This window comes from Leifsonia sp. NCR5 (assembly GCF_002105485.1).
Classification (GTDB): Bacteria; Actinomycetota; Actinomycetes; order Actinomycetales; family Microbacteriaceae; genus Leifsonia.
The window spans coordinates 1-13,956 of sequence record NZ_NCSR01000033.1; the positions used below are offsets into that span (position 1 = coordinate 1).

15 protein-coding genes are annotated in these 13,956 nt (G+C 69.3%); 3 read left to right on the forward strand and 12 right to left on the reverse strand.

Going from position 1 to position 13,956, the window contains the following annotated elements:
* Positions 1–85 precede the first annotated feature (85 nt).
* The 7 genes from B7438_RS18630 to B7438_RS18655 all read right to left on the reverse strand — a co-directional run bounded on the left by B7438_RS18630 (position 86) and on the right by B7438_RS18655 (position 5,507).
* Complete coding sequence (locus B7438_RS18630) at positions 86–727, reverse strand: class I SAM-dependent methyltransferase (protein WP_085371182.1); 642 nt, start codon at positions 725–727, stop codon at positions 86–88.
* Between the two features lie 98 nt (positions 728–825).
* Positions 826–969: a hypothetical protein gene (locus tag B7438_RS20670; protein WP_179150873.1), complete on the reverse strand. Its 144-nt coding sequence runs from the start codon at positions 967–969 to the stop codon at positions 826–828.
* A gap of 232 nt (positions 970–1,201) precedes the next feature.
* Positions 1,202–1,588: a 50S ribosomal protein L7/L12 gene (gene rplL, locus B7438_RS18635; RefSeq protein WP_085371183.1), complete on the reverse strand. Its 387-nt coding sequence runs from the start codon at positions 1,586–1,588 to the stop codon at positions 1,202–1,204.
* Positions 1,589–1,648: 60 nt separating this feature from the next.
* Entirely contained in the window at positions 1,649–2,164 is a 516-nt protein-coding gene (gene rplJ / locus B7438_RS18640; RefSeq protein WP_085371184.1) for a 50S ribosomal protein L10, read from the reverse strand.
* Between the two features lie 255 nt (positions 2,165–2,419).
* Positions 2,420–3,196, reverse strand: a complete 777-nt coding sequence (locus B7438_RS18645) for an alpha/beta fold hydrolase (RefSeq protein WP_085371185.1) — start codon at positions 3,194–3,196, stop codon at positions 2,420–2,422.
* Positions 3,193–4,755 (reverse strand): cell wall metabolism sensor histidine kinase WalK, encoded by a 1,563-nt coding sequence (locus B7438_RS18650; protein WP_085371186.1) that lies wholly within the window; start codon positions 4,753–4,755, stop codon positions 3,193–3,195. The genes B7438_RS18645 and B7438_RS18650 overlap by 4 nt, the downstream gene beginning before the upstream one ends.
* On the reverse strand, positions 4,752–5,507 hold the full coding sequence (locus B7438_RS18655; RefSeq protein WP_179150878.1) for a response regulator transcription factor: 756 nt from the start codon (positions 5,505–5,507) through the stop codon (positions 4,752–4,754). The genes B7438_RS18650 and B7438_RS18655 overlap by 4 nt, the downstream gene beginning before the upstream one ends.
* 178 nt (positions 5,508–5,685) lie before the next feature.
* On the opposite strand from B7438_RS18655, the gene B7438_RS18660 reads away from it, so the two are divergent.
* Positions 5,686–7,239, forward strand: a complete 1,554-nt coding sequence (locus B7438_RS18660; protein ID WP_085371187.1) for an ABC transporter permease — start codon at positions 5,686–5,688, stop codon at positions 7,237–7,239.
* Between the two features lie 19 nt (positions 7,240–7,258).
* The gene (locus tag B7438_RS18665) at positions 7,259–7,930 is read left to right on the forward strand and encodes an ABC transporter ATP-binding protein (protein WP_085371188.1); all 672 of its coding nucleotides are present in this window, start codon (positions 7,259–7,261) and stop codon (positions 7,928–7,930) included.
* Between the two features lie 3 nt (positions 7,931–7,933).
* Here the strand turns inward: B7438_RS18665 and B7438_RS18670 are convergent, their stop codons facing one another.
* The 5 genes from B7438_RS18670 to B7438_RS18690 form a co-directional block, all read right to left on the reverse strand.
* Entirely contained in the window at positions 7,934–8,521 is a 588-nt protein-coding gene (locus B7438_RS18670) for a pentapeptide repeat-containing protein (RefSeq protein WP_085371189.1), read from the reverse strand.
* Between the two features lie 101 nt (positions 8,522–8,622).
* Positions 8,623–9,663: a sugar phosphate isomerase/epimerase gene (locus tag B7438_RS18675; protein ID WP_085371190.1), complete on the reverse strand. Its 1,041-nt coding sequence runs from the start codon at positions 9,661–9,663 to the stop codon at positions 8,623–8,625.
* Positions 9,660–10,760, reverse strand: a complete 1,101-nt coding sequence (locus tag B7438_RS18680) for a Gfo/Idh/MocA family protein (RefSeq protein ID WP_085371191.1) — start codon at positions 10,758–10,760, stop codon at positions 9,660–9,662. The genes B7438_RS18675 and B7438_RS18680 overlap by 4 nt, the downstream gene beginning before the upstream one ends.
* Positions 10,757–11,866 (reverse strand): Gfo/Idh/MocA family protein, encoded by a 1,110-nt coding sequence (locus tag B7438_RS18685; RefSeq protein WP_085371192.1) that lies wholly within the window; start codon positions 11,864–11,866, stop codon positions 10,757–10,759. Before B7438_RS18685 ends, B7438_RS18680 begins: the two co-directional genes overlap by 4 nt.
* Positions 11,863–12,606: a sugar phosphate isomerase/epimerase gene (locus tag B7438_RS18690; RefSeq protein WP_256922129.1), complete on the reverse strand. Its 744-nt coding sequence runs from the start codon at positions 12,604–12,606 to the stop codon at positions 11,863–11,865. The genes B7438_RS18685 and B7438_RS18690 overlap by 4 nt, the downstream gene beginning before the upstream one ends.
* A gap of 143 nt (positions 12,607–12,749) precedes the next feature.
* On the opposite strand from B7438_RS18690, the gene B7438_RS18695 reads away from it, so the two are divergent.
* Positions 12,750–13,949: an ROK family transcriptional regulator gene (locus B7438_RS18695; protein WP_085371193.1), complete on the forward strand. Its 1,200-nt coding sequence runs from the start codon at positions 12,750–12,752 to the stop codon at positions 13,947–13,949.
* Positions 13,950–13,956: the final 7 nt, after the last annotated feature.

The following is a 13,956-nucleotide window of genomic DNA, read 5'->3' on the forward strand; positions in this document are numbered from 1 at the left end:
GCCCCATCCCCACCCCCGAGTCGCCGAGGTACCAGTAACTGTCGCGAAACGCCCGGGATGCGCAGCACTTACCGGCATCTCGTCGTCAGCGGCGGGCCAGCAGGTAGGCCTGGGGCACCTTCTCGGGATGCTCGGGGGCGCGCACGAGGCGGGTGTGCTCGGTGAAGCCCGCGTCGGTCAGCAGGTTCCGGATGCGGTCGGGCGACTGGCGGTACGCATCCAGTTCCAGGTCGTGGCCGTACGCATGCCGCAGGGCGACGACATCGTCGCCCACCTGGAACGCCAGCAGCAGCCACCCGCCGGGCCGCACCACCCTGGCGAACTCCGCGAACAGGATGTGCTGCCGCTCGGGCGGCGTGTGGATGATCGAGTACCAGGCGACCGCACCGGCGAGCGCAGCATCCGGGAGGTCGAGCGCCGCCATCGTGCCCACCTCGAACAGGAGCTCCGGATAGCTCTCCCTGGCGACCTCGACCATCGCGGGAGACAGGTCGATGCCGAACGCGTCGAGCCCGAGCCCGGCAAGGTGCACCGTCACCCGTCCAGGACCGCAGCCCAGGTCGGCCACCTCTCCCCCGCCGTCCGCCACGACGTGCTCCGCGAACGCGGCCAGCATCGCCCGGTCGAGCGTCTTCCCCGCCAGCTCGTCCCGCAGCAGCGCCGCGTAGTCGACGGCGACCGTGTCGTACGCGTTCCTGGTGGCGATCACATCCGGATGCTCGGTCATGCCAGCAGTCTAGAGAGAAGGTCTACCGAGAAAAGGGAAACGCCCCCGGCCACCTGCGATGGACACAGGAACCGGGGGCGTTCTCATGGGGTCGGGGGCTACCGCAGGAACCGCTCGTACAGAGCGGTGCTGCGGTAGAGATCCGGCGGGTGAGCTGAGCTCTCCCTCGTCTCACCCGACAGGGTTGCGACGGTCAGGTCGCGCCAGTATGCGGCGTATGCACGCCACCTGGATCGGTTCATCGTGGGTCTTCCTTACGGTTGTGCGTCCTTGCACACCGATGCACGCAAGCAGGCGCGATCGGACGCGGTGGGTGGTCGAGCATCCACGTCGATCGGCGTCGTTAAACGCACGAAGGGCGTCGCCCCGTTGCGGGGGCGACGCCCTTCACAACGCGGATACTCGTCTTGCGAGGAGTCCGCGTCGCGTTACGGCAGTCAGCCTGCGGTAGAAAGAGCCCCGATGGGGCGCCGACTACTTGAGGGTGATGGTGGCGCCAGCCTCTTCGAGCTGTGCCTTTGCCTTGTCTGCGGTCTCCTTGTTGGCGCCTTCGAGCACGGTGCTCGGAGCGCCGTCAACGAGGGCCTTCGCCTCACCGAGGCCGAGGCTGGTGAGGGCGCGCACCTCCTTGATGACCTGGATCTTCTTGTCACCGGCAGCCTCGAGGACGACGTCGAAGGAGTCCTTCTCCTCGACCTCTTCCGCGGGAGCGGCAGCGCCTGCACCGGCCGCAGCAACGGCGACGGGGGCGGCGGCGGTGACCTCGAAGGTCTCCTCGAACTTCTTCACGAACTCGCTGAGCTCGATCAGGGTGAGCTCCTTGAACGCCTCGAGCAGCTCGTCAGTCGACAGCTTTGCCATGATTTTCTCCTTAGATTTTTCTCGTGTACTCACCGCTGGTAACGCATCCCGGGGGATGGATTACGCAGCGGACTCCTGCTTCTCACGCAGCGCGTCGACCGTGCGAACGGCCTGCGACAGCGGTGCGTTGAACAGATATGCGGCTCCGAACAGCGAGGCCTTGAAGGCGCCGGCCAGCTTGGCCAGCAGAACCTCACGGGACTCGAGGTCGGCGAGCTTGCCTACCTCTTCTGCGGTCAGCGGGTTACCGTCGAAGTAACCGCCCTTGACCACCAGGAGAGGGTTTGCCTTGGTGAAGTCACGCAGCGACTTCGCGACGGCGACAGGGTCACCGTGGACGAAAGCGATCGCGGAGGGGCCAACGAGCTCCTCATCGAACGACGAGATCCCGGCCTTGTTGGCAGCGATCTTGGTCAGCGTGTTCTTCACCACGGCGTACGTCGCGTGCTCACTGATGGACTTGCGCAGCGTCTTGAGCTGAGCAACAGTGAGACCGCGGTACTCGGTCAGCAGAACGGCGGTCGAGCTCGTGAACAGGTTCTCGAGTTCGGCAACCGTGGCTTCCTTGTTCGCCATGGCCTACTCCTCTATATCTACGTCGCACACCGCGGGAGCGATGTGCGCCCAGACCGCCGGCATGAAAAAAGCTCCGGCGCAGAGGCACGGAGCTGGCGACGCAGGATAACCTGCGAGAACTGCTTCATACACCTGCGCGGGCGCCCACCTGAGTGGAACTTCTCGTCGTGCGAGCACGACAACCAGCGGTCTTTGGCTTCGTACAGCGTACGGGATGCGCGGTGCTCGCGCAAATCCGGCCGGCGAAGCCGCCGCTCACGCGTGCGCGCTGAGGAATCCGGCGATGTCTCGCGCGAAGTGCGGGTGCAGCGGCACCCCGCCGTGCGCACGGCCACGGTAGACGATCTGGCTGGCGCGCCTGATGCGCTCCGCGGTCTCCCGTCCGAGCGTCGGCGGGTAGAACACGTCGCGCTCACCGGAGAGGATGAGCGTGGGAGCGGTGATGCGGTCCGCCCGGCCGAGCATGTCGTAGCGGTCTTCGGCGCGGACGAGCGCGATCAGGCTCTCCGGGTCGTCCGGCTTGGGCGCGATCCTGCTGGCGAGCCTGACCACCCCGTCGAAGTGTCTCGAGTTCATGGTGGCGCTGGCCAGCTCGGCGTACGCGCGCCGGTCGGCGGCCGTGAGCAGCGAGACGTAGCGGCGCTGGATGGCCCTGCCGCGCGCGCTGAGCCGTCCGGAGCCTGCGGCGACGACGAGCGATTTCACGAGCGCCGGGTGGTCGGCGGCGAGCTGCAGCGCGACGCTCGCCCCCGTCGACAGGCCCATCAGCGCGACGGGGCGGTCGAAGTGCTCGCGCAGATAGCGGGCGTAGATGTCGGCGATCTCGGGCATGTCGAAGTCGGTGGGCAGGTACGCGGGTCGCCCGACCGCGTGGACACGGCTGACGCCGGCGGGACCGCGCAGGATCAGGCGCTCCATGATGCGGTCGACGCCGCGGGGGTTGTCCACCTCGGCGGGGAGGGCGCGAATGAACAGCAGCGGTGGCGCATCCACCCGGCCGTAGGTAGCGGTGGCCAGGATGCCCGGGGTCACGGTGTCTCCTCGCCGGCCGGATGCGCGAGCGGCAGCGAGACGGAGAAGACGGTCTCCCCCGGCTCGCTCCGCACGGCCAGTTCGCCGCCGTGCGCATCCACCACCGCGCTCACGATGGCGAGACCGAGACCGGTGGAGCCCGTGGCCCGGTTGCGGGAGCTGTCTCCGCGGGCGAACCGCTCGAACAGGGTCGACCGCAGTTCGTCCGGGATGCCGGGGCCGTCGTCCGCGATGGAGATGATCGCGCGGTCTGCCGCCTCGTCGACGGCGAGCTCGGCGACGACCTTCGTGCCCTCCGGCGTGTGGACGCGCGCGTTCGCCAGCAGGTTCGTGACCACCTGGTGCAGGCGCGGCTGGTCGCCGATCACTTCGACGGGCTCGTCCGGCAGGACGATCGACCAGGTGTGGTCCGGCCCGGCGGCGTGCGCGTCGCTCAGCGCGTCGATCAGCAGCATGGAGAGGTCCACCGGATCGCGGTCGAGCTCGCGACCCTCGTCGAGCCTGGCGAGCAGCAGCAGGTCCTCGACCAGCGAGGTCATCCTGGTGGCCTCCGACTCGATCCGGCCGAGCGACCGGGTGACGTCGGCGGGCAGCTCGTGCGGCGAGCGCCTGGTCAGCTCCGCGTAGCCCCGGATGGAGGCGAGCGGCGTGCGCAGCTCGTGGCTGGCGTCCGCGACGAACTGCCGCACCTTCTGCTCGCTCGCCTGGCGGGCGGTCAGCGCGGAGGCGACGTGGCCGAGCATCCGGTTGAGGGCGGATCCCACGGTGCCGACCTCGGTGTGCGGGTCGGTGTCCGCCTCCGGGACGCGCACGGACAGGGCGACGTCGCCGCGGTCGAGCGGCATCTCCGCCACCTGCTGGGCGGTGCCCGCCACGCGCGCGAGCGGGCGCATCGCCAGCCGCACGACGAAGCTCGCGATCAGGAACGCGAAGATCAGTCCGGCGAGCGTGACCAGCGCGATCACCAGGGTGAGCTGCGACACCGTAGCGTTCACCTCGCTGAGCGGGAGGCCGATGATGACGCTGTCGCCGTTGATGAGCTCGGCGCCGGCCACCCGATACTCGCCGAGCGACGAGCCGAGGTCGACCGTGCGCGGCTTGCCGTCCGCCGGCATCGAGATGAGGTCCCTCGTCGCGATGGTGACCACCTGCGGCGCTGCCGGATCGGTCGACGATCCGGATGGGCGGGTGCCGAGGATGGCCGGGTAGAGCAGCATGCTGCCGCTGCGCACCACGCCGAACGTCCCGACCGGCTGGCCGGGGGTGTTCACGATCCGCGTCGCATCCGGGCCGGTCGGCGCCGGGCCGTACGCCCGGTCCGCCGCGCTCTGGCCGCGTGCGACCGCGCTGGTCAGCTGCCCGTCGAGCCTGGTCATCAGGTAGCTCTGCAGAGCGACGACGCTGATCGTGCCGATCACCGCGCCGAGCACGGCGAGCATCGCGACGACCACCAGGACGACGCGGCTGCGGATGGTCCAGGAACGGAACGGCCGGATGCGCGAGAAGAGCGACCGCCCGCCGGACTCTGTCGGTGTGCCCGTCGCGCGGGCTGACGTCATTGCGCCGCCTTGACCATGTAGCCGGCGCCGCGCACCGTGTGGATCATCGGCGCCCTGCCGGAGTCGATCTTCTTGCGCAGGTAGGAGATGTAGAGCTCGACAACGCTGGACGACCCGCCGAAGTCGTAACTCCACACGCGGTCCAGGATCTGGGTCTTGCTGAGCACACGGCGCGGGTTGCGCATCAGGAACCGCAGCAGCTCGAACTCGGTGGCGGTCAGCTGGATCTGCTGGCCGTCGCGGTGCACCTCGTAGCTGTCCTCGTCGAGGACGAGGTCGCCGACGATCAGCACGGGGTCGTTCTCGTCGGCGACGGCGGCGCGCGAGCGGCGCAGCAGGCCGCGCAGGCGGGCGACCAGCTCTTCGAGGCTGAACGGCTTGGTGACGTAGTCGTCTCCCCCGGCGGTGAGCCCGGCGATGCGGTCGTCCAGCGAGTCCTTCGCGGTGAGGAAGAGGACGGGAGCCTCGTTGCCGTCCGCGCGCATCCTGGACAGCACCTGCAGTCCGTCGATGTCGGGGAGCATGATGTCGAGCACGACGACGTCCGGCTTGAACTCGCGCGAGAGCTGCAGCGCCTGCTGGCCGTTGGATGCGGTCTTCACGTCCCAGTCCTCGTAGTGCAGGGCCATCGAGAGCAAGTCCGTCAGCGTGGCCTCGTCGTCGACGACGAGCACGCGGATCGCGCTGCCGTCCGCGCGGCGCAGGAGGCTTCTTGGCTGGCTGGTGGTGCCGGAGGCGGCACGCGAGTTCATGGTCACCTTTCCCATTATGAGGAGCGCTCTTGATGTCGGCTATGCGAAAGCTATGGGAAATCTGTGAGGGGCGGAAGCGGCCCACAGCCAAACCATAGCCACGGCATAGCCGTGCCCAATTCCACGCTCCTAACGTCCAGATCGCCCCCTTGACCACCCCGAGAGAGACGGAAGCACAATGTTCGGGACTTATCTGCGGCGCGAGCTCATCAATCGCCGCAAACAGACAGTGATCATCGCGGTCGGCATGGCCCTCGCGATCGCGCTCGTCATCATCGTCAATTCCGTCTCCGCCGGGGTGAAGGCCGCGCAGGCGAGCGTGCTCCAGTCCGTCTACGGCGTGGGCACGGACATCACCGTCAGCGAGCCGGCCACCGCGCAGAACGCCACCACCGGCCAGGCGCAGGGCGGAGGACCGCGGTTCGACTTCGGCGCGGGCGCGGGAACCGACACCGGAGCAGGCCGCACGGTGAACACCTCCCGCCTCGAACCCACCCGCGGCGCCACGGTGATGGATGCGACAACGCTGACGACGGTCAAGAAGGTCCAGAACGTGTCGGCCGCTGCCGCGGTGCTCTCGCTCACCAACACGAGCTTCTCCGGCACGCTCCCCAACTTCCAGCAGCTGCGCGAGGAGCGGCAGGCCGGCGGCACCGGCGGAGGAGCGGCCGTTCCGAGTCCCGCACCGACCGGCGGCGCAGACGGAGCGGGCGGAAGCTCGTTCAGCGTCGACTCCTTCTCCGTGCTCGGACTCGACCCGGCAGGCAAGTCGGTCGGCCCGCTCTCCTCGGTGACGCTGTCCAGCGGGCGCGCGTTCACGGCGTCCGACGCCGGCAAGGACGTGGTCGTGCTCGACCAGGCGTACGCCAAGACCGGCAGCAAGGCGGTCGGAGACACCGTGACCATCGGCGGCACGGACTTCAAGGTCGTCGGCATCGTCGCCGCCACGGGCAGCGACTCGACCACGGCGGCCAACGCATACATCCCGCTCGACGTCGCCCAGAAACTGTCCGGCCAGACCGGCAAGATCAGCTCCGTCTACGTGACGGCGTCGTCGGCCAGCGACATCGGCCAGATCAAGACGGACCTGAGCGCGGCGCTCCCGAAGGCGACCGTCAGCACCCAGGCGGATCTCGCATCCAGTGTCTCCGGCTCGCTCGGAACAGCGGGCGACCTGATCGCCAACCTCGGAACCTGGCTGTCGATCATCGTGCTCGCCGCTGCCTTCCTCATCGCGATCCTCTTCACGATCTCCGGCGTCACGCGCCGCACCCGTGAGTTCGGCACCCTCAAGGCCATCGGCTGGTCCAACGGCCGCATCGTCGGCCAGGTGGCGGGCGAGTCCGTGGTGCAGGGCCTGATCGGCGGTGTGATCGGCGTGGCCGTCGGCCTGATCGGCGTCCTCATCGTCAACATCGTCTCGCCCACCCTGTCCGGCCGGGTCGGCAGCACCGCCGTCGAGGCGGCCGCCAGGACCGGCGAAGGCGCGAGGACCGGTGGCACGGGGAGCGACTTCGGCGGGGGCGGCTTCGGCGGAGGCGGCGCTTTCGCCGGCGCCCGCACGGCCGCTGCCAACGCGACAACGGATATCGCCCTGCACGCCCCGGTCACCGTCTGGGTGATCGTCATCGCCGTGGGTCTCGCCGTCATCGGCGGCCTGCTCGCCGGAGCCATCGGCGGCTGGCGCGCATCCCGTCTCCGTCCAGCGGCCGCCCTCCGCTCCGTCGCCTGAGCCATCCAGAGGAGAGAACGTGTACACACTCACGAACGTCACCAAGAAGTACTCGCAGTCCAAGCGCGAGGTGGTCGCCCTCAACGACGTGACCCTGCACATCCCGGATGGGCAGCTCGTCGCGATCCAGGGACCGACCGGCGGGGGCAAATCGACCCTGCTGCAGATGCTCGGCGCCCTCGACCGGCCGACCACCGGATCGGTCGAGCTGGAGAAGGCGAGCCTCTCCGGTCTCGGCGACGGCAAGCTCACCGCCATCCGTGCCACGGAGATCGGGTTCGTCTTCCAGGGCTTCAACCTCATCCCGACGCTGACGGCGCAGGAGAACGTCGAGACCGCTCTCGCTCCCCTCAAGGTGAGCGCAGAGGAGAGGAAGCGCCGGGCCGCAGAGGCACTCGCGTCGGTGGGGCTCGCCGACCGCGGCAGCCACCTGCCGTCCGAGCTGTCCGGTGGTCAGCAGCAGCGCGTCGCCATCGCGCGCGCCCTGGTGAAGAACCCCGGGGTTCTCCTCGCCGACGAGCCGACGGGCAACCTGGACGAGGAGACCCGCGACGAGATCATGGACCTCCTCGAAGGGCTCTGGCGCGACCGCGGCCTGACGCTGGTGATCGTCACCCACGACTCTGCGGTGGCCAAGCGGGCGCAGCGCCGGCTGCACATCAAGCACGGGCAGGTGAAAGAGGTCGCCTGACGATCAGGACGGCAGGACCACCAGGCCGAGCGCTTCCACGAGGGCGACGGCCTGGCGGTCGTCCACGATCGCGCCGCGGAGGGTCGTGGTGCGCGGGTCGAGGCCGGTGAGGTCGCTTCCCCGCAGCGTCGCGCCGCTGAAGTCGGCTCCCTCCGACCACGCGGCGGAGAGGTCACAGCCCGCGAAGGTGGCGTCCACGCAGCGGGCGTAGCCGAGGTCGGCCTCGCGCAGGCGCACACCGGTGAAGTCCGCACCGCGCAGCTCGGCCTTCTGCAGGCTGACGAACGACCAGTTGCCGCCGTCCACCTTCAGGATGCCGAACTCGCAGCCGTCGAACTGGCTGCCGGTGAGCTTGCACCTGGTGAAGGTGGTGTCGAAGAAGTTGCAGCGCGTGAAGGTGCAGTTCACGAACGCGGACTCGGTGTGGCTGCTCACGTTGAACTTGACGTTGAGGAAGGTGCACTCGGTGAATACGGCGCCGGAGCTGGTCAGCTCCGTCATGTCCACGTCGATGAACTCGACCCGCTCGAACTCGGCGCCGTCGAGGTCGCGGCCGTACCAGTCCTCTCCTCTGACCGTGGTCTCGGTCATAGGGGTTCTGGCGTTTTCTCGACTGTCGACCATGACCCCATCCAAGCACCGGCCGCCGACGCTTGCGCGCCGACGGCCGGTGGGATGGAGCTGAGACGGGGTCAGTCCTGGTTGCTGAACGCGGCGTCGAACGACGCGGTCGGCTGCTTCCAGAGCAGGGAGCGGATGTAGCCGACGGCCTCTTTCGCGCCGTGCAGCCTGTCCATCCCCGCGTCCTCCCACTCGATCGAGATGGGGCCGGTGTATCCGATGGACGTGAGCGCGCGGAAGGAGTCCTCCCACGGCACGTCCCCGTGGCCGGTCGAGACGAAGTCCCAGCCGCGGCGCGGGTCTCCCCACGGCAGGTGGGAGCCGAGCACGCCGGCGCGACCGTTCTTCGGGCGCAGCCGCGTGTCCTTGCAGTCCACGTGGTAGATGCGGTCCTTGAAGTCGACGATGAAGCCGACCGGGTCGATGTCCTGCCACATCATGTGGCTCGGGTCCCAGTTGAAGCCGAACGCCTCACGGTGCTCGATGGCCTCCAGCGAGCGGACGCTCGACCAGTAGTCGTAGGCGATCTCGGACGGGTGCACCTCGTGGGCGAAGCGCACGCCCTCCCCGTCGAACACATCCAGGATGGGGTTCCACCGGTCGGCGAAGTCCTGGTACCCGGCGTCGATCACCGCGGCGGGCACCGGCGGGAACTGGGCGACGTATGGCCAGATCTTGGAGCCGGTGAAGCCGACGACCGTATCGACGCCGAGCCTGCGCGCGACCTTGGCGGTGAGCTTCAATTCCTCCGCCGCACGCTGGCGGACGCCCTCGGGGTCGCCGTCGCCCCACACCTTCGAGCCGACGATCGCCTGGTGGCGGAAGTCGATCGGGTCGTCGCAGACCGCCTGGCCCTTGAGGTGGTTGGAGATGGCCCAGACCTTGAGGCCGTACTTGTCGAGGATGTCGAGCCTGCCCTGCAGGTAGTCGTCGTCCTCCGCCGCACGCCACACGTCGAGGTGCTCACCGGAGCAGGCGATCTCGAGCCCGTCGTATCCCCACTCGCTCGCGTACCTGGCGACCTCTTCGAGGGTGAGGTCGGCCCACTGGCCGGTGAACAGCGTCACCGGGTGCGTGCTGGCGTACTCGCCGGCGTTCGCGCTGTCTGTCATTCTTCTGTTCCCATCTCGATCCAGGTGCCGGACTCCGCGGAGTCGAGCACCGCCTCCGTGACCCGCACGGCCCTCAGCCCGTCGGCGAACCGCGGCAGGCCGTCGGGGTCCGCCCCGCCGATGGCCGCGTACGTGTCCGCGACGAACCCGTTGAACGCATCCTGGTATCCCTGGGGATGCCCGGACGGCACGACACACAGCCGCGCGGCGTCTGCGCTCAGCTGGTCGGCGTCGCGCGGGACGAGCATGCTGCCCTTCCGCTTGCCGATCCACAGCGTCTCCGGCTGCTCCTGATCGAAGGCGACGCTCTCCGCGCTGCCCGCGATCTCGAGGAGGAGCCTGTTCTTCCTGCCCGGCGCCACCTGCGACACCAGCAGCGTGCCGAGGCCGCCGGACCGCGTCTCGATGACGACGGCCACCGCATCCTCGGTGGTGATCGACGAGTGCGACGCGCGTTCGGTGAAGAAGGTCTTCTTCGTGGCGGACACCTTGGACACCCTGTCTCCGCTGACGAATTCGACGAGGTCGACCAGGTGCGAGCCGATGTCGGCGAAGGCGCGGGAACGGCCGCCCGCCGCCGAGTCGACGCGCCAGTTGTCGTCGTCGGCGCCGAGCAGCCAGTCCTGCAGGTACGAGGCGTTCACGGTGAGCACACGGCCGGCGGCGCCGGAGGCGAACCGGTCGCGCGCCTCGCGCACCATCGGGTGGAACCGGTACGCGAACGGCACCGTCGCAGTGCGGTCGCCGACGGCGGCGACGAGCGCCTCCGCATCCGGAACCGTCGTGGTGAGCGGCTTCTCGCAGACCACGTGCTTGCCCGCAGCGAGCACGGCCGCCGCCTGCTCGGTGTGCAGCGCGTTCGGCGTGCAGACGTGCACGACGTCGATCGTGTCGTCGGCGAGCACCTGGTCGAGCGAGTCGTATGCGCGCTCGATGCCGAGCGTCTCAGCCGCCACCGCCGACTTCTGCGGCGTCGACGACACGATGCCCGCCAGCTCCGCTCGCGCGTTGCGGGCGGCGCGAGAGTGGACCTCCGCCATGAACCCGCCGCCGACGATCGCGACCTTCAGCCGCGGCCCTGCCGCCGTGTCCGTCATTCAGCCGCCTGACCGAGGGTGGCAGCGCGCGGGTCCCAGTCCCCCGGCAGCGCGGGGGCGACCTGCACGGTGCTCTGCACGTCGACCGGCGCTCCGGCCAGGCCGGCCTCGATGGTCGAGACCATGACGTCGAGCACGTGGTACGCCTGCTCTCCGGATGCGCGCTCCGGCACCCCCGCGCGGATCGCGCGGGCCAGCTCGACCACGCCCGTTCCCCTGCTCGAGGTCGAACCGGTGGCCGGCAGCGTCTCGATGCCGTCGGCGCCGTGGACGATCAGGTCGCCCTGGAAGGTGTTCGGGTCAGGGACGACGAGCGTGCCCTCGACCCCGGCGACCTCGAACTGCGTGCGGCCGAGCTTGGAGTCGAAGCTGAAGATGCTCTGCGCCGTCTGGCCGCTCTCGAACTCGTAGAGGGCGCTGACGTGCGTGGGAACGGTGACCGCGAACTCCTCGCCTGCGCGCGGGCCGGACCCGATCACGCGGGACTCCTTGGCCTTCGACGCGACGGCGCTCACGCGCGCGACGGGACCGAAGAGCTGAACCAGGGCGGTGAGGTAGTACGGGCCGATGTCGAACAGCGGACCGGCACCCTCCTGGAACAGAAAGTCCGGGTTCGGGTGCCACGACTCAGGGCCGGGGCTCTGCATCAGGGTCAGCGCGGTGAGCGGCGCCCCGATCGTGCCGTTCTCCACCAGGCGGCGGGCCGACTGGATGCCCGCGCCGAGGAAGGTGTCCGGCGCCGTCGCGACGCGCAGCCCCTTCTCGTGCGCGGCAGCCAGCAGCGCGGTGCCGCTGACGCGGTCGAGCGCGAACGGCTTCTCGCTCCAGACGTGCTTGCCGGCATCCAGGATCTGCAGCGCCACCTCGACGTGCACCTTGGGCAGCGTGAGGTTGACGACGATCTCGATGTCGTCGTCGGCGAGCAGGTCGGCGACGGAGCCGGAGCCTGCGATGCCGAACTTCTCGGCCTGCGCCTTGGCCCGCGCCTCGTCGATGTCGGCGACGAACCGCACATCCAGGTCGGGGAAGCTGGTGAGGTTGGTGAGGTATTCGGTGCTGATCACACCGGCACCGATCACGCCGACGCCGACCTTCCCCGCGCTCATGCGAGACCCTTCGAGGTGAGGAACGCGAAGCTGTCTGCGACGGCTTCGAAACGGTCGCCGCGGGAGTCGTCCAGCTCGATCACGCGGAGGGCGGCGGGCGCTGCGGCGATGATCTGCTCGATCGGCAGCGAACCCTGGCCGACGGCCACCTGGTCCTTGGTCTCCGTGGTGCCTGGGCCGTCCTTGATGTGCAGAGCGACGACGCGGTCGCCGAGCTCGCCGAGCAGCTCGACGGGGTCGTGCCCGCCGACGGCCACCCAGTACGTGTCGACCTCGAGGACGACCTCGGGGGCGAGCTTGCCCGCGAAGTATTCGAGGGCCGTGACGCCGTCGATGGTGCTCTCGAGCTCGTGCGCGTGGTTGTGGTAGCCGACGCGGACGCCGTAGCGGGCGGCGACCTCTGCCGCCTCGTTGAGCTGAGCGGCGATCTCGTCGACGCTCTCCGCCGTCTGCCAGCGCTCGGGAGCCACGTACGGGTCGATCACGGTCTCGATGCCGAGCGCCTTGGCCGCCTCGAAGACGGGCTCGAGGTCGCCGCCGATGAAGCCCTGGTGGGTGGTGGGCGCCGACAGGCCGGCCTCCTCGAGGCCACGGCGGAGGTCGTCTCCGAAGGAGAGGAAGGCGAACGGCTCGACCTGGGTGAACCCGAGGTCTGCGATGCGCTTGAGGGTGCCGACGGTGTCGTCGGTCAGGAGCTCCCGAACGGTGTAGAGCTGCACGGACAGGTTGGACTTCGACACGTTTCTCCTCGTCGAGTGGATTGAGGGCGCGCCTGATGGCGACGTTCCCATTCAAACGAGACTTCTGCCGAATGTCAATCAAAAGTCACATGAAGGAAAACAGACTTTGTTCCGTCCGGGGACGGTGTGGTTCAATAAGCCTCATGACCGACAGCGTGCGTGAGCAGCCGCTCGTCGCCCCGGACGCCGCCGGCCTGCTGGCGATCCTGCGCGACGGCGTCCCCCGCACGCGCGCGCAGCTGGCCGAGCTGACCGGGCTCGCACGCTCGACCATTGCGGTGCGGATCGACAGCCTGACCGCATCCGGACTCGTCGCACCGGCCGGAGACGACGTCTCGACCGGCGGCCGTCCTCCCGCCCGGGTGCGGTTCAACCCGGAGTCGCGCATCGTCATCGCCATCGACCTCGGCGCCACCCACGGTGTGGTCGCGCTCGCCGACCTGGCGGGCAACATCCTGACCAGGGAGTCGAAGCGCATCCTGATCACTGACGGGCCGGAGCCGATCCTGGACTGGGCGCTCGGCGTCGCCCACGAGCTGTTCGCCGCCTCCGGCCGACCGCTCAGCGACCTCATCGGCATCGGGATCGGCGTCCCCGGCCCCGTCGAGCACTCGACCGGCCAGCCGGTGAACCCGCCCATCATGCCGGGCTGGGACCGCTTCGACATCCCCGGATACGTCGGCCGCACCTTCGACGTGCCGGTGCTCGTCGACAACGACGTGAACCTGCTCGCGCTCGGCGAGCACGCCCTCGTCTGGCCGGAGCAGTCCGACCTCCTCTTCGTCAAGGTGGCGACCGGCATCGGCGCCGGCATCATCAACGGCCGCCGGCTGCAGCGCGGTGCGCAGGGCTCCGCGGGAGACCTCGGCCACGTGCGCGTGCCGTTCGGTGCAGACACCCCCAGCCACGGCGCTCAGGATGCGGACCTCGAGGCCCTCGCATCCGGTCCGGCCATCGCGCGCACACTGACGGCGCTCGGCATCCCGGCGCGCACCAGCGACGACGTCGTCGAGCTCGCCCGCACCGGCAACGTGACGGTGCAGCAGACGATCCGCCAGGCCGGTCGAGACCTCGGCGAGGTCATCGCGACCTCGGTGAACCTCCTCAACCCTTCGCTCGTCATCGTGGGCGGCAGCCTCTCCCGGGTCGGCGAGCAGCTGCTCGCCGGGATCCGCGAGGTCGTCTACCAGCGGTCCACCCCGCTGGCGACGCAATACCTCACCATCACGCAGTCGCGCTCCGGGGAGACCGGCGGCGTGATCGGGGCGGCGATCATGGTCATCCAGCACGCGCTCGATCCCGTCGAGAACTACGACAGGTACGCGAGACCCCTGGGCCACTGAGCCCCGC

Excerpts from the sequence above, each read along its gene's own strand:
- B7438_RS18630 (WP_085371182.1), bottom strand. The coding sequence starts at position 727 with ATGACCGAGCATCCGGATGTGATCGCCACCAGGAACGCGTACGACACG.
- B7438_RS20670 (WP_179150873.1), bottom strand. The coding sequence starts at position 969 with ATGAACCGATCCAGGTGGCGTGCATACGCCGCATACTGGCGCGACCTG.
- rplL (WP_085371183.1), bottom strand. The coding sequence starts at position 1,588 with ATGGCAAAGCTGTCGACTGACGAGCTGCTCGAGGCGTTCAAGGAGCTC.
- rplJ (WP_085371184.1), bottom strand. The coding sequence starts at position 2,164 with ATGGCGAACAAGGAAGCCACGGTTGCCGAACTCGAGAACCTGTTCACG.
- B7438_RS18650 (WP_085371186.1), bottom strand. The coding sequence starts at position 4,755 with ATGACGTCAGCCCGCGCGACGGGCACACCGACAGAGTCCGGCGGGCGG.
- B7438_RS18655 (WP_179150878.1), bottom strand. The coding sequence starts at position 5,507 with ATGAACTCGCGTGCCGCCTCCGGCACCACCAGCCAGCCAAGAAGCCTC.
- B7438_RS18660 (WP_085371187.1), top strand. The coding sequence starts at position 5,686 with ATGTTCGGGACTTATCTGCGGCGCGAGCTCATCAATCGCCGCAAACAG.
- B7438_RS18670 (WP_085371189.1), bottom strand. The coding sequence starts at position 8,521 with ATGACCGAGACCACGGTCAGAGGAGAGGACTGGTACGGCCGCGACCTC.
- B7438_RS18675 (WP_085371190.1), bottom strand. The coding sequence starts at position 9,663 with ATGACAGACAGCGCGAACGCCGGCGAGTACGCCAGCACGCACCCGGTG.
- B7438_RS18680 (WP_085371191.1), bottom strand. The coding sequence starts at position 10,760 with ATGACGGACACGGCGGCAGGGCCGCGGCTGAAGGTCGCGATCGTCGGC.
- B7438_RS18685 (WP_085371192.1), bottom strand. The coding sequence starts at position 11,866 with ATGAGCGCGGGGAAGGTCGGCGTCGGCGTGATCGGTGCCGGTGTGATC.
- B7438_RS18695 (WP_085371193.1), top strand. The coding sequence starts at position 12,750 with ATGACCGACAGCGTGCGTGAGCAGCCGCTCGTCGCCCCGGACGCCGCC.